16 protein-coding genes and 1 pseudogene are annotated in these 17,743 nt (G+C 58.1%); 9 read left to right on the top strand and 8 right to left on the bottom strand.

Translation table 11 applies throughout. From position 1 onward, the window contains the following. Position 1: 1 nt before the first annotated feature. The 8 genes from AB4M76_RS19305 to AB4M76_RS19270 form a co-directional block, all read right to left on the bottom strand. Positions 2–1,489, bottom strand: a complete 1,488-nt coding sequence (locus AB4M76_RS19305; protein ID WP_067265815.1) for a NuoM family protein — start codon at positions 1,487–1,489, stop codon at positions 2–4. Position 1,490: 1 nt separating this feature from the next. Then, positions 1,491–3,401: an NADH-quinone oxidoreductase subunit L gene (locus AB4M76_RS19300; protein WP_067265817.1), complete on the bottom strand. Its 1,911-nt coding sequence runs from the start codon at positions 3,399–3,401 to the stop codon at positions 1,491–1,493. Further along, positions 3,398–3,703: an NADH-quinone oxidoreductase subunit NuoK gene (nuoK, locus tag AB4M76_RS19295; protein WP_067265818.1), complete on the bottom strand. Its 306-nt coding sequence runs from the start codon at positions 3,701–3,703 to the stop codon at positions 3,398–3,400. Before nuoK ends, AB4M76_RS19300 begins: the two co-directional genes overlap by 4 nt. A gap of 1 nt (position 3,704) precedes the next feature. Then, positions 3,705–4,535 carry an NADH-quinone oxidoreductase subunit J gene (locus AB4M76_RS19290; protein ID WP_136720718.1) on the bottom strand — a complete coding sequence of 277 codons (831 nt, stop codon included), beginning with the start codon at positions 4,533–4,535 and terminating at the stop codon, positions 3,705–3,707. Next, positions 4,532–5,446, bottom strand: a complete 915-nt coding sequence (locus AB4M76_RS19285) for an NADH-quinone oxidoreductase subunit H (protein ID WP_067264328.1) — start codon at positions 5,444–5,446, stop codon at positions 4,532–4,534. Before AB4M76_RS19285 ends, AB4M76_RS19290 begins: the two co-directional genes overlap by 4 nt. Next, entirely contained in the window at positions 5,443–6,447 is a 1,005-nt protein-coding gene (locus tag AB4M76_RS19280; protein WP_368443830.1) for a hypothetical protein, read from the bottom strand. The genes AB4M76_RS19285 and AB4M76_RS19280 overlap by 4 nt, the downstream gene beginning before the upstream one ends. 14 nt (positions 6,448–6,461) lie before the next feature. Continuing rightward, positions 6,462–6,803, bottom strand: a complete 342-nt coding sequence (locus AB4M76_RS19275; protein ID WP_067264333.1) for an NADH-quinone oxidoreductase subunit A — start codon at positions 6,801–6,803, stop codon at positions 6,462–6,464. Between the two features lie 161 nt (positions 6,804–6,964). Continuing rightward, the gene (locus AB4M76_RS19270) at positions 6,965–7,471 is read right to left on the bottom strand and encodes a DUF305 domain-containing protein (RefSeq protein WP_082852049.1); all 507 of its coding nucleotides are present in this window, start codon (positions 7,469–7,471) and stop codon (positions 6,965–6,967) included. Between the two features lie 200 nt (positions 7,472–7,671). Between AB4M76_RS19270 and AB4M76_RS19265 the strand changes: the two genes are divergently transcribed. The 9 genes and pseudogenes from AB4M76_RS19265 to AB4M76_RS19225 all read left to right on the top strand — a co-directional run bounded on the left by AB4M76_RS19265 (position 7,672) and on the right by AB4M76_RS19225 (position 17,742). Beyond that, entirely contained in the window at positions 7,672–8,373 is a 702-nt protein-coding gene (locus tag AB4M76_RS19265; protein ID WP_368443829.1) for an IS6 family transposase, read from the top strand. A gap of 1,055 nt (positions 8,374–9,428) precedes the next feature. After that, positions 9,429–11,414 (top strand): multicopper oxidase domain-containing protein, encoded by a 1,986-nt coding sequence (locus tag AB4M76_RS19260; protein WP_009827245.1) that lies wholly within the window; start codon positions 9,429–9,431, stop codon positions 11,412–11,414. Between the two features lie 26 nt (positions 11,415–11,440). After that, a complete protein-coding gene (locus AB4M76_RS19255; RefSeq protein WP_009827246.1) occupies positions 11,441–12,160 on the top strand; it encodes a copper resistance protein B in 720 nt (239 codons plus the stop codon). 84 nt (positions 12,161–12,244) lie between these two features. Beyond that, on the top strand, positions 12,245–12,742 hold the full coding sequence (locus AB4M76_RS19250) for a plastocyanin/azurin family copper-binding protein (protein WP_009827247.1): 498 nt from the start codon (positions 12,245–12,247) through the stop codon (positions 12,740–12,742). Positions 12,743–12,969: 227 nt separating this feature from the next. Then, on the top strand, positions 12,970–13,503 hold the full coding sequence (locus tag AB4M76_RS19245) for a copper oxidase (protein WP_009827248.1): 534 nt from the start codon (positions 12,970–12,972) through the stop codon (positions 13,501–13,503). Between the two features lie 10 nt (positions 13,504–13,513). After that, positions 13,514–14,779 (top strand): ABC transporter transmembrane domain-containing protein, encoded by a 1,266-nt coding sequence (locus tag AB4M76_RS19240; protein ID WP_009827249.1) that lies wholly within the window; start codon positions 13,514–13,516, stop codon positions 14,777–14,779. A gap of 105 nt (positions 14,780–14,884) precedes the next feature. Beyond that, on the top strand, positions 14,885–15,604 hold the full coding sequence (locus AB4M76_RS19235; protein ID WP_067264430.1) for a response regulator: 720 nt from the start codon (positions 14,885–14,887) through the stop codon (positions 15,602–15,604). Then, positions 15,601–15,960, top strand: a pseudogene (locus AB4M76_RS19230) (two-component sensor histidine kinase); the annotation flags it as partial. The gene AB4M76_RS19235 and the pseudogene AB4M76_RS19230, both read left to right, overlap by 4 nt. Before the next feature lie 147 nt (positions 15,961–16,107). Then, complete coding sequence (locus AB4M76_RS19225; protein WP_136720530.1) at positions 16,108–17,742, top strand: Mu transposase C-terminal domain-containing protein; 1,635 nt, start codon at positions 16,108–16,110, stop codon at positions 17,740–17,742. Position 17,743 lies beyond the last annotated feature (1 nt).

Raw genomic sequence — 17,743 nt, 5'->3', positions numbered from 1 at the left:
GTCAGCTCCCTATTATGGCAGAGGATGCGCTGCCGATCAGATCAAGCAACCAGCGCGGATAGATGCCGATCAGAATGACCAGCGCCAAGATCGCTGCAAGAATGCTGCCTTCAAGTAAGCTGACATCGGCAAACCCCTCACGCGCTTTTGGCAGGTCACCAAAGAACACCTGTTGCAGCAACCGCAGAAAGAGTGCGGCAGTAATGAGAATGCCCAGCAGACCAATCGCAGCGATCACCGGAAAGACGGCAAAGGTGCCGACAAAGATCTGCACTTCCGCCACAAAACCGGCTAACCCCGGCAACCCCAGGCTGGCAAAAGCCGCAATCACTGCAGCGGTTGTCAAGCGAGGAGCCACTTTAGCCAGCCCGCCGTAAGCATCCATGTCATAGGTCCCACTGCGCGCCCAGAAGCCACCGGCAATCAAGAAAAGCGCGCCGGTGATTAGCCCGTGCGCTACCATTTCGACCACCGCACCGGTCAAAGCCATTTCGCGCGCACCTTCTGCGCCGTTCAACAATGCTCCTGCGGCGGCGATGCCCAAGACGGTATAGCCCATATGATTGACCGAAGTGTAGGCGATGCGCCGTTTTAGGTCGGTTTGCCCCAAGGCGACAATGGCTCCCCACAGGATAGAAGCGAGTGCCACAATCGCCAGCGGCAATGCATAATCGGCGAAGGTTTCGCGCATCATCTGAAAGGGGATCCGCACAAGCCCATAGGTCCCCATCTTCAGCAAGACGCCAGCGAGGATGGCCGACACCGGCCCCGGTGCCATGACGTGCGCAGGTGGCAACCAGGTGTGAACTGGAAACAGAGGGGCCTTGACGGCAAACCCCAGAACGAAGCCCAAAAGGATCAAACCGCCCCGCAAATCCATCCCTGCCAATGGCTGCGCAGCTATCAAGGCGCGCATGTCAAACGTGATTGGGTCAACCGTCAGCACCAGCCCGATAATTGCCAGCAAGATCGCGAGGGACCCCGCTAATGTATAGATAAAGAACTTGAGCGCCGCACCTTGGGCGTCACCATGGCCCCACCGTCCGATAAGGAAGAACATCCCGACGAGGCTGAGATCAAAGAAGACATAGAAGATCAGTAGATCAAGGACCATGAATAGGCCCAGCGACACCGACTCCAGAAACAGAAACCATGCATAGTAGGCGCGGGGACGTTCAGGGTTCTCCATCGGCCATGCGATGCAAGCGATAAAGAGGACGCCGCTCATCAACGAGAGCGCCAATGACATGCCATCCACGCCCACGCGCCAGAAGACACCGAGCGCGGGTATCCAAGGGGCCTCCGCATAGGCCTGAAAGGCAGGGGCCGCTGAGCTTGTGTCAAACTGGTACCAGACGATTAAAAGCAGCAAGAACGACAATGTCGAGGTTGCGACCGCGATGATGCGGGCAGCGGCATGGCCGAGACTGGGCAGAACGGTCAGAGCCAGGGCGCCCAGCATCGGGATTAGGATGGTGAGTGTCAGCATGTCATGCTCCTGCAGCGAGAATGGCGATCACGGCGATGACGCCGCCGATAATGTAAGCGTAATAGTGGTGGGAAAGTCCGGTTTGCAGGCGGCGAGTGTCGCGGCCTAACATACCGGTCAGGCGCGCACTGCCTTCGGGTATGCCATCAGAGATCGTCTCCCCGAAGCGGTCGCTGACCTGAGCAAGCCAGTCGCCAAATGCAGCAGTGTTGCGGATACCCTGATCAACAACACGGTTGTCCACCTCCGCGATAAAAGCCGCTCCTTTGCGGCCAATGAAAGCGACCCCACGAGGCCCCGCGTCAATGAGAGTGTCGTCAATCCAAGCCGTTGTACGGGCAAGCGCATCTAAGGGTCGCACAACGGCGATGGTGATCAACTTGGGCAGCCCGAGCCAATTTGAGGCGGCAGCAGTGGCACCGCTTGTTCCGAGCATAGGATGCTGCCGCACCAGATAGACGCCGCCCAAGACACCGGCGGCGATAAAGGTCAGCGAAAGGCCAAGCATCAAAGGGCTGCCTTTGGGGAGCGTCATGTCCAATAAGGCGGCAAGTGCCTCAGCCAGGGGCGGATACCACAGTAGGCTTGTTGCCAGTGTCAATGCGCCGAGGATACCCAGTCCGATGGTTTCCATCCTGTCAGGCACCTCGATTGACCGCTGGTCATTGCCGCGCCAGCTAAATTCCAGCAATAAGAAGCGCGTCGTATAGGCCGCGCTCAGTGCGCCGCCGAGCATCACTGCGATTGGTAGCCAATACCCAGTATGTTCAACCGCTTTAATGATCTCTTCTTTACTCCAACCACCTCCCGCAGGTGGCATCCCGGCAAGCCCGACTGCTGCTATAGCTGTAAGCCCCCCGACGATTGGCATCGATTGGCCCAGCATCATTTTATCCAAGCGGTAGCTCCCCGCAGCATCCCCTGCGAGGCCAGCCGAAAGGAAAAGCGGCGCTTTGAATGTGGCGTGGACAATCAAGTGCAGTACCGCGATCCCCGGATACCCCGCGCCGACTGCAACGAACATAAATCCGAGTTGGGCCGAAGTGGACGCCGCAAGCAGCCGTTTAGCGTGGTTCTGCAAAACCCCGGTGACGCCACCCGCCAGAGCAGTGATCAACCCGATCAAGATCGCCGCGACGCTAAACCCGGGAGCGAGGGACAAGGATGGCTCAAGACGCGCGATGATATAGGCACCGGCTGCCACCAGCGTCGCCGCATGGAGAAGCGCCGAGACCGAACTGGGGCCAGCCATCGCCCGAAACAGCCAAGGCGAGAAGGGAACCTGTCCGGCCTTTGAGGCCGCCGAAAGAAGGATTCCAAAGGCCACGATCTCCTGAGCCGTGCCTTCGAGCGTTGCAATGCCGGCATAATCGAAAGACCCCGTGGCGGAATAGAGCGCCATCGCAGCGGCAAAAAGTCCAAGATCACCGAACCGCGTCATCACGAAAGCATAAAGGCCCGAACGCGGATTTTCGATGTCGTGCCACTTGTGCGAGATCAGCGCCCAGGAACAGGCGCCAATTAGCTCCCAGCCGATAAGCAGCGTCAAAAGATCATCGGCGACGACAACCAATTCCATGCCGCCTGTGAACAGGATCATGATGCCAGTTAGCCGCCCCAGCCCACGCGCTTGTTCATGCTGTGTGGCGTGAAGGACAACAGCAAGTGCTATGGCGGGAACCATGAGAGCAACCGCCGCTGAGATCGGCGTGAGCGAGGCGGTAAGCCGGAGTGCATCCGACCAGATCAAGTACGCGGTCCATTCTTGTGTGACGGCAGCCATCGCCATGACGAAAGTCCCACCAAGCACGGCCACTGCCAACCCTCCAAGCCAGCCACGCGACCGATCACCCATCACCGCGATGATCGCGCCTGACAAAATCGGCAGAAAGGGGAGCAGCCAAAGCGTCATTCTTTCAGCGTCCCGAGCGCTTCAATCACGTCCGCTTGACGCTTGCGATAGATGGCAACAACAAGAGCAAAGCCAATTGCCAGCTCGACTGCCATCACCGCCATGATCAGGATCGCAAGCAATTGCCCCTCAGGCGCCCCCTCGAGGGTAAAGGCCCAAAACCCGACAGCCGCGAGCAGGGTGCCATTTAGCATCAACTCCAAGCCCATCATCAGCATTACAAAGGATTTCTGTGACAACGCACCGAACAGACCGATGCCAAAGAGCGCCGACGCGACAATCAATATGGCCGTCAAAGTCATATCAATGCTCCTTCTTCAGCTTGGTGCCGTGACCTTTATGCGGGTCCGGTGCTGGCTCTTGTCTGGGCTTCTTTGGATCGGCGCCTTCGGGGTCAGCGCCGGTTGTGTGTCCCACGTGACCCGTATGCTCTGCTGACAACGCCGGGTCGTCGTCGGCCATCTCGTGACCCATATGGCCAGTGCCTTGGTCGCCGTCCTTCTTGTCGGTCATCTTGTCATGACCCCCATGACCACCATGGCCGCCGTGCCCTCCGTGGCCACCGCCTTCCTCCACCTTGCGACCCGCAGGTGTCCCGCCCGGATGAAGCCCTGGGGGAATAGCACCCGCGTCCGACACGCCAAACCGGCCACGGCGGCTCGATAAGATGACAGCGCCGAGCATGGTCGCCAATAGCGTCACCCCTGCGGTCTCGAATATCAGCATCGAGCTGCCCAGCAGGTTGATGCCCAGATCACGCATGGTATCCTGACCCGGAGGCAGGGGATTATGCGGTAGGTCAGTTTCCAGCACCGCGACTGTGAGGCCGATGAAAGCTACAATGCCCGCTCCTATCGATAGACGGTATTGATGCACCATCTGCATCGGGTTCAGGCCTGCCGGGTTCATCATGAACATCACCATGAAAAGACCCATGACCATCATCTCGACCGCCATCATAAAGACCGTGGCGACGCCGATGTAATCGGCAGACATCAATAGCGCGATGGCACCGACACAGATGAACGAAACCATCAGCGCGAATGTTGCACGGATCATCGAGTCGACCTGAAAAACCCGCCAACCGCTCCAGATGGCGAGCGCCGAAAGGATATAAAAAGTAATATCCGTCATGCCAGCGCCACCAGTCCGGCCAGCAACAAGTCCAAGAAGGCAATTGGCAGCAGGACCTTCCAGATCAGCCCGAGCAACCGTGCTACGGGCATACGCGCCAGCAGATGAGACAGGGCGATGATGACAGCCATGATGGTTAGTGTTTTGAACGCGAGCCAGACAACAGCAGGAAGGACCGGGCCGAGATACCCGCCCAGAAACGCCGAGGCGGCCACGGCAGAGAAGCCAACTAACATGGACAATCTCGCCACCTGCCAACCGGCCCGGTTAGCGCCTGAATCTTCGATGGACGTGCCGCCTGCAAGATCAGCACCATCGGCGTAGTCGAGTGGCCCGCGCAGCGTAAGTGACAGTCCCAACAATATGAAGAGGGGCAGCCCAAGCGGTTGGCGGATCACATTCCATAGGTCTTCTTGCGACGTCACGATAGCGCGTAGATCAAGCGACTCTGCAGGCAGTGCGGCGGCGATCAGGACAAACATGCTTAGCAGCATGATCGGCAGCCCAATAGCGACGTAGCGATAGGCCCCGATCAGGGCGAGTGGGGAATTGGGTGACCAGCCGTGCAAAAACACAAGCACAACCACGAGGGACTCGCACGCCCCCCACAGCACCACACTGGTTTCGAGGCCAATCACTGCAGACTGTGGCCCGAGCGGTACGACAGCGAGACCAATCGCACCGAGCGTCAGAAAACCCGAGATGGACAGGAACCAGTTCATTCTGTCTGGCGCCTCGGTCGAAATTCGTTGCCGAGACACTTCCGCCGCGGCGGCATAGAGCGGAGTTAGCAAACTGCCCCCAGTGCGTCCGGCCAGCCATCGGTAGAACAACGTGTCCAGAACCGCAGCGATAAGCATGCCGACGGTCATGAATACGAGCATTATCATCAGGGTGAGGGCGACGCTCATGACATGTGCCCTGCATGGACGCCGTGATCCATGCCGCCCGCCATGGCACCGGGCTCAGGATTAGAGGTATTGGCGCAGATGGCGCGCAGCGATGCGTTGTCAAAGCTGTTCAAAACCAGCATGGCTTCGTGCCATTCCAGACCGATCAATAGATCATCAAGGCCTGTTTGCTGGACGTGCAGGTTGAAGATGGGTTCTGAAGTGCCGATCAGCAGGTCAAAGCGCGTGCGTACGTCCGATCCGTCATGAGTGCGGCCCAACCCTTCGGGGATTGCTGCCCGCGCGCCCGATAAGCGGATCAGCCGTTTAAGGGTCGCATTGCCGATGTTGGTGGCGCGTAACATCCGTTCAGCCAGGGCTGGCAGTCCCAGAAGATTGAGTAGAACCCAACCGCGTTTTTCTTGGGTTTCGAACGGCGGATGCGCAACCGCAACTTTCTGTATCATGTCACCTTGGAGAGTGAGGGTCAGGACGAGCCCGGGCGGGAGCATGGGGAGAAAAGGACCGAAATCTGCGGTGTAGGCATCAAGCTCCAGCCCATCCCGCAGATCGGCGGCTGTCATTGCCATCGTCCTTCCGTAAGGCGTGCCGCCCATCATGCCTTTACCGCCCTGACCATGTGGACCAATCCCGCGCCACTCGTTTGGCGGGGCATCTGGCAAAATGTCGGGTTCGGTCTTAAGGTTGCCAGCCAGCAGATCTCTGTGAATTACCCTTAGAAAAGCGCCAATGGTCGCTATTTCTTCTACTCTCGTAGCGCCTGGCAACTCATTCCGTGAATGCCAGAGAACGCTGGCGCGGGGGTGCGGCAACTGGTCATGCAGGCGGTGTAGTGGAGGTATAAGAGCCTCTGGTATCGTGCCTACAACCAACAAAACCGCTGCGGCTCGCGGCGTCTCAACAACGCGCAATCCGGGGGTTTTAACCAGCACGCTCGCAGCATCGGCAGGGGCACCCTCGCCAAAGGCTACAAACACCGGCACTTCGGCCAGCTCTGCCATTCTTGCAAGCCAGCTCATTCCCACCGAAAAATACCCTCCCGCCAGCCATAGACGATCCCGACCGATAGAATGACCAAGAACATGCCCATCTCTGCCAGCGCCTTGGGGCCTTCCTCTACGAAAACCACGGCCCAAGGATACATGAACATCATTTCCATCTCGAAGGCGACGAACAGCAGCGTCATAGTGTAGTATCGGACGTGGAAACGTTGCCATGCATGGGTCTCAGGATCACTGCCCCCGAGTATAGGGCGCTTCTGAGGATAGGTGCTCGGACCCGTACCGCTTGCGCGCAATGCTGCGGTGAACAGCATTGAGAATGCAAAGATCAAAATGATGGCGATCAATGTCGTCATGAATCTGGTATCCCTTATGCCCAAGCAAGGTTACCTATCGGCGCGAACTATAAAAGCCTTCTTACCGCTGGACCCTTGCACATTTTCTGAGGCGTGCTGGCCCAGTGGATGTGACATCAAACAGTAGGCCAGATCACAGGAAGGCTATCTTGCTGGCAAAATCAGCCCTTTCCACCGTACCAGCTATGGCGCCAGTCGATCATTTTGCCGATCTCTTGGGCCTGAGTATCGATAATGCTCCTCGAAAGCTTCTTGATGTCGTTGTTGGAGCTCTGTTTCAGAGCGACCGCTGCCATTTCAATTGCAGAGGCATGGTGCGGCAGTTGTGAATCAATGAATGCTTTGTCGAAGGGTGCCTTTTTTGCGAGTTCTTCTGGGCTGTCCATCCCGAGCATGCTGCGCTCACGGGGATGGGTCTCTGTCGCGACTTCATCAGGGCCATCAAGGTCTTCGATTATGCCATCAAGCGTTTCGATTTCTTTCTTCTGATCTTCGATCATGGTCTTTGCGAACTGGACGAGTTCGCTGTGCTCGCCTTTTTCCACCGCAACCTCGGCCATTGATACCGCCATCGCATGATGGGCAGACATCATATTGACGAACCGGAGATCGGAATATTCTCCATTGTGAACCAAATTTGCAGTCGCTTGGCGCTGTGACGTCATCATCGTTCTCCTTCTGTTAGTGTTGCAAACGCGGAATAGCCGCTATGGTTCCGGCCGAATAAGTTGCGCCACGGGAAGAGGCCTACCTTTCCACGTCAGCTTTTCGCTGAAGTATGTGCTTCTTAACCAAAGGTCTGAAAGGGTGTTGTCACATTAACGGTCCTGAGGTTGCTGGTTCATTGATCTGGGCGTAGGCGGTGTCGATGCAGACACAAAAGATCAGCTACAAACGCCACCGGTTTCCGCCTCAGATCATCGCTCATATTGTCTGGCTTTACGTCCGGTTCAACTTGAGCCTGCGCGAGGTCGAAGAGCTGATGCTGGAACGTGGCGTCGACGTTTCGTATGAGACAATCCGGCGCTGGTGCGTCAAGTTCGGCCCCCTGATCGCCCACGTTCTACAGCGACGGCAGCCGCGCCCCGGCGATGTCTGGCATCTGGACGAAGTCGTTGTGAAGATCGCGGGTCGGTCATACTGGCTCTGGCGCGCGGTCGACCAACACGGCTTTGTTCTTGAGGAAATTCTCCAATCGAGACGAGACAAGCGCGCCGCAAAGCGGCTTTTGGTCAAGCTGATGAAACGTTGGGGCTTCGTGCCAAAAAGGATCATTACGGACAAGCTGCGCTCCTATGGTGCCGCAAAGCGCGAGGTCGCGCCTGGCCTTGATCATTGGTCACACAAGGGACTCAATAACCGCGCAGAAAACAGCCACTTGCCCTTCCGAAAACGAGAGCGGGTGATGCAAGGCTTCCGATCGCCGGGTGGATTACAACGCTTCGTATCTATGAAGTCTGCAACCCGCAATAGTTTCTCTGTCCCAGCCCGCCGCCGCTCTGCGCTCACCATCCGCTACCATCGGCTCGAAGCATTCGAGGCGTGGAAATCCGCGGCACAGGCCGCTTGATCAACGAACAGCTTGCCAACTTGCAAATTCGGCGAGTTAACGTGACAACACCCTGAATCGATATCGTCGCGGATCAGGTGATGTGATCGAGCGGCGACTAATGTTACTGTATGGCCCTTGCGCGCTAACTCCCGGGCGAAATAGTGATGCCGTCCGCCCATACCGGTGCCTGTGGTTGAACCGTAATGGTTGATTATCACTATTCGGGTCATATTGAGCACCTTGCTGTCTTTAAACTAGGAAAAGTTGCAGCGTTCGCAGCGCTGTGGAGTTCTACGGCTTGGTATGAGTTCCGTCCCAAACACTTGCATTTAGCGGATATTCCGAATGAACTGGCTTACAAGGGCGAAGCTTGGAAAGGCTGTAGCCTCAGAGCGCACAGCGAGAGTTTTTGCAATCCGCTGCATTAATAAATCTCAGAAAAACACAAGCATGTCTGATTGGCACACGATCTCGCTTTCTGACGCTGCACGCAGGTTATTTCAGGGATGTATTGCTGCAGCGAGTAAAGTCCTCCGAACCAGGTCCGCGATAGCCTCTATCAACGTCTGATCGCTATCTCCAGATGAGTTGTTGATCAATTCTTGGATGAGCCTGTCTTTCGCCGATCATCTCTGGAAACCGGGCATAGCAAGCGAAAGATGATCTACATCAAGCGCGTTCGCGAACCTTCGGGCAACTGCGTAGGCGCCCCTTCGCCCTTCCCGAACCAAAGCATATCACATCAGCAACCACCCACCCTACCGACGGTCAGCACACCCTAACCCCATATGTAACCATATGTATTCTTCATCCTTTGCAGGCGTTCCGGCTATAAAACCTCCAGTTCCACGGAGGGCACGTGAATCATGGATCCGACAAATTCAGAACTCGAAACAGGCCCCGCGCTGACCCTCGCAAGTTGCAAGGCAGAACCGCGCGTAAACGCCCCCCGGCACGTGCCGTGTTCGAAGCGAACTGTGCCGAGCCGGGTGCGACTGACCTCCAAAACGCCGTCGAACCCTTGAGCACGCGCGCTGCGGCACCTTTCAGACAGACTAATACAAGGAAAACGAATGCAATTCTTCAATAGAAAGCAGCTGGCCCTCTGGGATACGGCGCTCAGTACCTCTGAAGAGCTGGCGAAGGGGTTGTCGCGGCGTCAGTTCGGCTTGGCTGCGGCTGCGGCTTTTGCGATGCCCAAAGCGTTGAGCGCGCATGGCTCCACGCAGGTGACCTCTCAGGGAACCTACAATATCACAGTCGACCCGGTGCGCATCAACACGGGCGATTTTCAGAAGATGGGCGTGGGCTACAACCGCAGCCAGATTCCGACGATCCTGCGCTTCAAGGAAGGTGAGGAGGTTACGATAAACGTGACCAACAACCTCAGCGAAAGCACCTCGATCCACTGGCATGGACTTATCGTGCCCTTCCGTCAGGACGGCGTTCCGGGGATCAGCTTCAACGGCATCGCCCCCGGTCAGACCTTTACCTATCGCTTCCCGATCCAGCAGGCCGGGACCTATTGGTTCCACAGCCATTCAGGCCTTCAGGAGCCGGATGGCGCCTACGGTGCGATCGTGATCGAGCCGCGCGGCAGGGAACGCATACCAGCGCACCGCGACTATGTCGTTCAGCTGGCCGACAAACATCCCCATCCGGGCAACCGCATCTTGCGGAACCTCAAGATGCAGTCCGACTACTACAACCGTTCGCAGCGCACTTTTCAGGACCTGATCCGGGACGCCCGCATGGACGGTCTCAAGGCGACGCTGAAAGAGCGCCGCATGTGGGGGCGCATGCGCATGCTGCCGAGCGACGTCGAAGACGTGCAGGGATTTACCTCGCTGATCAACGGTCGCAGCACGTCGCAAAACTGGACCGGTTTGTTCCGGCCCGGTGAGAAGGTCCGCCTTCGGATCATCAACTCCTCCGCGATGACCTACTTCGACATGCGGATACCGGGACTGAAAATGGTCGTCGTGCAGGCTGACGGCAACGATGTGGAGCCTGTCGCCGTGGATGAACTGCGGGTCGCGGTTGCCGAGACCTATGATGTCATCGTCCAGCCTACGCAGAACAAGGTCTATAGCATTATTGCGGAATCCATGGGCCGCAACGGGCTTGTTCGGGGCACCCTGTCACCCAGAGAGGGCTATGCCGGTGCCGTGCCCCGTCTCAGACCCAAGCCCTTGCTCACCATGGCCGACATGAGCGGCATGATGGGCGGTATGGGTATGGATATGGGCATGGGTATGGGCGACCACGTCATGCAGAACATGACCGGAATGAACCACACCGACATGACAGGCATGGACCATTCAAACATGCAATCCAGCCAGCAGCCCCCGATGCCTGCGATGACCCCGTCAGAGGAAAAGCCGAAGAAAAAGACTTCGATGGCTGGGATGGACCATACGCAGATGCAAAAGCCTGCGATGGACGGCATGGACCACACGCAGATGCAGCAGAAGAAAAAGGCACCGATGTCAGGCATGAACCATGCCCAGATGCAGAAGCCCGCAATGGACGGTATGAGCGGCATGGACAGTATGAGCGGAATGGCAATGTCTGATGGCGGCGATCCGTTCTATGTCCCGGGCAGCGGACTGACGCCTGTCGCGTACAACGGCGGCAAGTTCCTGTCCTACGCAGACCTGCGCGCCGCCAGCCCTCGTTACCGTCACCGCGCACCCTCACGCACCATCGTGTTGCGGCTGACCGGTAACATGGAGCGCTACATCTGGTCGATCAACGACGTGAAATACGACGATGCCGCCCCGATCACGCTCCGATACGGCGAGCGGGTGCGCATGCGGTTCATCAACGAAACGATGATGTCGCATCCGATGCACCTGCACGGGATGTGGTCGATCATCGATGCCGGTCACGGTCCGCGCAATCCCATCAAGCACACCGTGAACATCAATCCCGCCGCCACGACGGACATCGAAGTCGAGGCCGACGCCCCCGGTCAATGGGCGTTCCACTGTCACCTCAGCTACCACGCGCGGGCGGGAATGTTCCGCAAGGTCGTGGTCAAGGGACGCGCGGCTTGAGCCGGGAAATACAAAGGACGAACGTAATGAAATACAGTCAACTCGCCGGACTGGCCGGCCTCATCCTTCCTTGGGCCTCGCTCGTGCAGGCTCAGCCCGTCAAACAGACCGAACAGCTGATCTGGGGCGTGCAGGCGGAACAGTTGGAAATTCGCGCACTGGATGACGAAGAGGTCCTTGTCTGGGATTTCGACGCCCTCATCGGCACGGATGAGCTCAAGCTGGTGTGGCGCAGCGAAGCTGAATACGGTCTTTCGTCCGATGAGTTCGAAAGCCTCGAAAACCAGCTACGTCTCCGGTTTCCAATCTCGACCTTCTTTAGCGGCGTGGTCGGAGCCTATGCCAGCACACCCGAGGGCGTTCCGGAACGCTACGCGGCTGTCGTGGGGGTAAAAGGGCTCGCGCCGCAGTGGTTCGAGATCGACGCCGATCTCTACCTCTCCGACTATTCGTTCTTCAGTTTCGAGGCGGAATACGAACTGCTCCTTACCAACCGTCTGATCCTGACCCCGAACATCGAGATCGATATGCCGCTGAAGGATGACATCGCCCGGGGGCGGGGTGCGGGTGGCGCAGTCATGGAGATCGGTGCGCGGCTGAGTTACGACCTCATCGACCGTGCGGTCTCACCCTATATCGGCGTCAACTACGAGACCTCGTTCGGCGACACGCGGGACATCACCCGCGCGGCCGGTGGGGATACAGATGAGTTCTCGGTCGTGATGGGTACACGCCTTCAATTCTGAGATTTGTTCCTGCGGGAGCAATCCGGAGGGCTGATGAGTCCTCCGGCCAATACCTGAACCCAAAAGCAACCAAGGACTAAACAGATGAAACATCTACTGCTGACAATCGCACTGGCTTCCTCCTTTGCGGCACCGGGGTTTGCCGGCGAAGCGGCTCACGGAAACAAGTCCGGCGACACCCATGGAGAAATGAAGATCGGCATGCCCGGCGATGCCGCTGCGGTGGACCGCACGGTCGAGATCGACATGGTCGAAACAGACGACGGCGAAATGCTGTTCAAGGGCGGCGATCTGGATTTCAAAGAAGGCGAGACCGTCCGTTTCGTCGTCCGCAACGAGGGCGAGTTGGACCATGAGTTCATTCTCGACTCGCAAAAGAAGAACGCCGCGCACAAGAACGAAATGGCGGATATGAGCGGTATGAATATGGGTCATAATGAGCCCAACCGCATCCGGCTCGCGCCCGGCGAAGATGCCGAAATCATCTGGACATTTGCAAATAACGGCACGTTCGAAGCTGCTTGCCTGATCCCCGGTCATTACGAATCCGGCATGTTCCGCGAAGTCTCCGTTACTCACTAAACGGTCAGTGCGGATCGCGAGCACCGCCTTGCGATAACGTTAATACCAGAACGGGCGTACACCGCGCCCGTTCTTTCCCCCGTTGGGCGCCCGTCTGCGACGATGGTGTACCGCGCCAGCGGCGGTAGTACCCAGATCCGACGTTTGCTGAACCCTTGGGCTCACGGCTTCAATCGATCGAATAAACCCGGTTCTAGAATTTCCCCTACTGCGGAGGCGTTGAGCACATGAAGACATCGTTCAAAACTTGCACCCTCGCGGCAGCGCTCATCTTGTCCGCCCTCTCCGCGCATGCGTCCGATGGCAAAAGCCAGCAACCCCATCTGAGGGCCTACGACCTTCCGGACCATGACCCGATCGGAGAACCCCCCGGCGATGCCACGCCCGACAGGACGGTCGACATCACGGTCAGGGAGACCGGAAGCGGTTACATGCTCTTTGATCCGGATGCGCTTCACATCGAGAACGGAGCGGTTGTCCGCTTTCGGGTCACGAACTCCGGCAAACTCGATCACACTTTCTTTCTCGGCTCCTTCGATGAAGTCACCGAAAACCGGCAATGGATGCAGGAGCATCCGGACATGACCCATGACGCCGCCAACTTCATATCGATACCCAGCGGTGAAACCGGGGAACTGATCTGGAAGTTTTCAGACGTGACCAATCTGGAATTTGCCTGTCTGGTCCCCGGCCACAGAGATGCCGGGATGTGGGGGGTCATCATCGTGCATGATCACCTCGCCTCACCCGCCGGATATTGAGCGCGCTCCAATGTCGCTGATGGACAGGTATCACGTCCTCGTACATGACGTCTCCGCCCTCTTCGGATACGATTACAATGATACGACGCCGGACTGGGTTCATCCGTTCATTCACCTCATTCTGGTCCTGGCGCCGGGATTGCTGATCGGCGTCGCCCTCTATCTCGTCCTGCGCGGTATCCTGCGGCTCTGGAGCCGCCCGGCAAAACCGGTCGCGCGCATGAACCACGTGAGGGGGCTTGATGCCGGGTTGTTCAGCTCGGTCCTGCGCTACACCAGACGGCAGCAGGCGCAGATGATCATGCTGAGCCTTCTCGCGCTTCCGATCCTGTATCTGACCTTGGAACTGCCCAAGCAGATCGTGAACAATGCGCTGGAATCCGCGACTTTCCCGGTCGAGGTTCTGGGCCAGAGTTTGGATCAGGTCATATTCCTGCTGCTGCTTTGCGGGCTGTATTTGCTGTCGATCAGCCTGAACGGACTCATCAAATACACGCTCAACGTCTTCAAGGGCTATACGGCGGAGCGGTTTCTCCGACGCTTCAGGCTGCTGATCTATCGGCGGTGGCGCTCGGATGCGGAGGCGTCCGAGCAAAGCGAGATCGTCCCAATACTCGCACAGGAAGTGGAACCCATCGGCGGCTTCGCGGCCGAAGTCCTGACCCTGCCGGTTTTGCAGGGTGGCACGCTTTTCACCATTCTGCTGTTCATGTTCATTCAGGACCCGATCCTGGGTGCCGCCGCGCTGACCGTGTTGCCCATTCAGCTTATTCTGCTCCCGAAGCTGCAGCGCCGGGTGAACACCCTGTCGCGTATCCGGATCAAAGAGGTCCGCGATCTTGGCAGGCAACTGAGCGAGCAGTTGCGCGAACGACAGGGCGCCTCGTCCGGCCTGTCGGCGGCGGGCGCTAGTTTCAAGGCGCTGGAGCAGGTACGCAGAAGGATCTTTCGTCTCAAGTTCTTCATCAAGGCGCTCAACAACTTTCTGACGGCGCTGACACCGTTTCTGTTCTACTCACTTGGCGGATATTTCGTCATCGAAGGCCGGATCACGCTTGGGGCACTGGTCGCGGTCCTCGCCGCGCACAAAGACTTTTCGGCCCCACTGAAGGAGCTTTTCCGATACTATCAGGCGCTTGAGGATACGCGGATCAGGTATCAGGAAATCACGACCTTCTTCGCCGGGACGCCGCCCCGCATGGAAGAACAGCAATCCGCCGGGGTGCACCGGCTGGCGATCCGCAGACCGCCGGAACATGCGCTGTCGCAGACTTGAGGGCTCCTATTGTCCCCCCTGCTCCCGCGACGCGTCAAACTGCCGTTACATTTGGCTACAAAGAGGGGGCGGACATTTACACCGGCGGTTTGATATACACCGGGTATGAGCGAACCTGCCCACATTCTGGTCGTCGACGACCATGACGAGATCCGCAATTCCGTTTCAAGCTATCTCGAACGGAACGGCATGCGAACCTCGGTCGCCGAAAGTGCCGCAGAGATGGACGCTCAGCGCGCAAGACATTCTTTCGATCTGATCGTGCTCGATGTGATGATGCCCGGCGAAGACGGGCTGACTGCGTGCAAAAGATTGCGTCAGGAGTGCGGCACACCGGTCCTGATGCTGACCGCCCTCGGAGAGGACGACGACCGCATCGAGGGTCTGGAAGGCGGCGCGGATGATTATCTCTCCAAACCCTTCAATCCGCGCGAGTTGTTGGCCCGGATCAGGGCCATCATGCGACGCAGCGAGAAGAGCCCTCCGCAGGACCCATTCGCGGGCAAGCGCATCCGGTTCGCCCATCTCGAACTGGACTATGACGGACGGACCCTGACCGCCCCGGACGGCACCCGCAATCAGGTAACCTCCAGTGAGCTGAAACTCCTGTCCATCCTGCTCGAACGCCCGCGTATCGTCATGAGCCGCGATGAGCTGCTGGAAATGACAGCGGGGCGCGTGGCCGGACCGCTTGACCGGACGATCGACAATCAGATCAGCCGCCTGCGCCGCAAGATCGAACCGGACGTATTGCGCCCCCGTGTCATCTCCACCGTGCGCAACGGCGGTTACAGCCTGACCTGCGATGTCGAGGTCAGTTCGTGAAAACGCGCCCGTGGAGACTGCGCACGCAGATCTCACTCTTGGTGCTGGGTGTTATCGTCGTGGCGCAGGCGGTGAGCCTCTGGTTCTTCGTTGACGAAAGAACACTCGCCGTGCAGGCGGCGATCGGCGCGGAAGCCGCCGGACGGGCCGCCAATGTAGCACAACTGATCGAAGGCGCGCCTCCGGAGCTGCACCCCCAGATCATTCGCGCCGCGACCTCTCCATTGATCCGTTTCAACCTGACCGAAGAGCCGGAGGTTGTGCATACGGATCATGACGCAGGCGGCGCGGTCGAGGCGCGGGTGAGGGCTCTTCTGGGCGATGACTACAGCCGCGACATCCGCATCGAAATCCATGTGTCGCGTAGCCCTTAATTGTGAGATGGGAAATCCAACGAAATCAACGGCTGAGCTTTGCCCTTAAATATGAGATTTTGCCTTTAATTCTGATATTTTTGCCCTTAAACCTGAGACAGGGTTCACAGACATTTGCGGCAAATATCGATGAATGATGATGGCGAAGACTGCGTTGCTGTTGGTGCTGAAGAGGCGCGCAGGGCCGCGGTGCTGCGCCCTCTTGTTCAGGCATATCTCAATGGGACTGGCAGCCTGGAACGTGGCATCAATGACGCCGTTTGGGAGCTTGGTGTCAGCAGGGCGACGGTCTGGCGTTGGATAAAACGGTTGGCGGAAGAGGGTGGGCGCACCAGCGCTCTGGCTCCGCGGAAACGGGGCCGCCCGACCGGGACGATGTTAATATCCAGCAAAGTCGAAGCGGTAATCGAGGAGCACCTTCGCCGCTATTTCTTGCGCCGGGAGCGTTCGAGCTTGTCGCGCGTCGTGACAGAAATCCGCAGCGCTTGCTGGCAGGAGGGCTTGCAACCGCCGACACGGCGAACGGTTCAGCGTCGTCTGGATGCGATGGATGCCCGCGAAGTTGCGAAGGCACGAGAGGGCGCAAAGGCGGCCCGCCAGAAATTTGCGCCGGTCACAGGTGAGAACAAGGCCAGTATGCCACTGGAGATCGTCCAAATTGATCATACACCGGCGGACATCATTCTTGTCGACGGCTTTGAACGCAAACCAATTGGGCGGCCTTGGGTCACGCTGGCGATCGACGTCGCAACGCGGATGGTGACCGGATATTACACCTCTCTCGAGGCACCTTCGCGTCTGTCAGTGGCGCTTTGCCTGACACAGGCGGTGGCCCTCAAGGAGGAACTTCTTGCGGAATTGGCGTGCGATGTTCCTTGGCCAGCACAGGGCAAACCGCACAGCATCCACGTCGATAACGGTCGCGATTTCCGGTCGCGCGCCTTTCGGTCGGCCTGTGCGGATTGGGGGATCGATCTGGTCTATCGACCGCCAGCAAGTCCTCACTTCGGTGGTCACATCGAACGGTTGATCGGCACCATGATGGGGGCCGTTCACCTGTTGCCGGAAACAACGCAATCCTCGATCGCGGCAAAGGGCGACTATGACGCCGAAAGCAAGGCCACGATGACGTTGAGCGAATTCGATCGCTGGTTTGCTCTGGAAATCTGCCGTTACAACAACAGCATTCATTCAAGTCTTGGCTGCACGCCCGTTGCCAAATGGGAGGCGCTCTCAGAGCAAATGACAGGCGACATCCCCTTCGAGATGGAAGCCTTTCAGGTGAGCTTCCTGCCGAGTGAACTGCGCAAGATCAGGCGTGACGGCATCCATCTGTTCCAGATAAGGTACTGGTCCGATGCCCTTGCAGGCCACATTGGGCGCGGGGATGGAAAGGTGGTCGTTCGCTACGATCCTCGCGATATCTCAATGATCTGGGTCGAACTGGACGATGGCCGGTATGTTGAGGCGCGGTACAGAAACCTGGAAATTCCGCCCGTCTCGCTCTGGGAATATCGCGAAGCGATGAGGAAGGCCCGTGCCCTTGGCAAGTCCGGGTCTAATGAGCTGGTGCTGGCTGAGCTGATCCGACAGCAACGCCAGATCGAAGCTGAAAGCCGGGGCCTGACGAAGGCCGAACGCAGAACCCGTGAAAGAAAAGGGACATTGAAGGGCACGAACTCGGCCGTCTCGACAACCGAAGGGCTGCGCCCGATCGATACGGGTGATACATCGCGCCCATTGTTCAAGGTGGAGAGATGGTGAA

The sequence above is a fragment of the Sulfitobacter sp. PS-8MA genome (assembly GCF_040933935.1).
Lineage (GTDB): Bacteria > Pseudomonadota > Alphaproteobacteria > Rhodobacterales > Rhodobacteraceae > Sulfitobacter.
The sequence above is the reverse complement of the archived record's forward strand: the minus strand, read 5'-3'. Positions and strand labels throughout refer to the sequence as shown.

Coding starts and splice junctions, on each gene's coding strand:
- AB4M76_RS19280 (WP_368443830.1), bottom strand. CDS start 6,447: ATGGCAGAGCTGGCCGAAGTGCCGGTGTTTGTAGCCTTTGGCGAGGGT.
- AB4M76_RS19285 (WP_067264328.1), bottom strand. CDS start 5,446: ATGAGCGTCGCCCTCACCCTGATGATAATGCTCGTATTCATGACCGTC.
- AB4M76_RS19300 (WP_067265817.1), bottom strand. CDS start 3,401: ATGACGCTTTGGCTGCTCCCCTTTCTGCCGATTTTGTCAGGCGCGATC.
- AB4M76_RS19275 (WP_067264333.1), bottom strand. CDS start 6,803: ATGACGACATTGATCGCCATCATTTTGATCTTTGCATTCTCAATGCTG.
- AB4M76_RS19260 (WP_009827245.1), top strand. CDS start 9,429: ATGCAATTCTTCAATAGAAAGCAGCTGGCCCTCTGGGATACGGCGCTC.
- AB4M76_RS19255 (WP_009827246.1), top strand. CDS start 11,441: ATGAAATACAGTCAACTCGCCGGACTGGCCGGCCTCATCCTTCCTTGG.
- AB4M76_RS19235 (WP_067264430.1), top strand. CDS start 14,885: ATGAGCGAACCTGCCCACATTCTGGTCGTCGACGACCATGACGAGATC.
- nuoK (WP_067265818.1), bottom strand. CDS start 3,703: ATGACTTTGACGGCCATATTGATTGTCGCGTCGGCGCTCTTTGGCATC.
- AB4M76_RS19290 (WP_136720718.1), bottom strand. CDS start 4,535: ATGACGGATATTACTTTTTATATCCTTTCGGCGCTCGCCATCTGGAGC.
- AB4M76_RS19240 (WP_009827249.1), top strand. CDS start 13,514: ATGTCGCTGATGGACAGGTATCACGTCCTCGTACATGACGTCTCCGCC.
- AB4M76_RS19265 (WP_368443829.1), top strand. CDS start 7,672: ATGCAGACACAAAAGATCAGCTACAAACGCCACCGGTTTCCGCCTCAG.
- AB4M76_RS19305 (WP_067265815.1), bottom strand. CDS start 1,489: ATGCTGACACTCACCATCCTAATCCCGATGCTGGGCGCCCTGGCTCTG.
- AB4M76_RS19225 (WP_136720530.1), top strand. CDS start 16,108: ATGAATGATGATGGCGAAGACTGCGTTGCTGTTGGTGCTGAAGAGGCG.
- AB4M76_RS19250 (WP_009827247.1), top strand. CDS start 12,245: ATGAAACATCTACTGCTGACAATCGCACTGGCTTCCTCCTTTGCGGCA.
- AB4M76_RS19270 (WP_082852049.1), bottom strand. CDS start 7,471: ATGATGACGTCACAGCGCCAAGCGACTGCAAATTTGGTTCACAATGGA.
- AB4M76_RS19245 (WP_009827248.1), top strand. CDS start 12,970: ATGAAGACATCGTTCAAAACTTGCACCCTCGCGGCAGCGCTCATCTTG.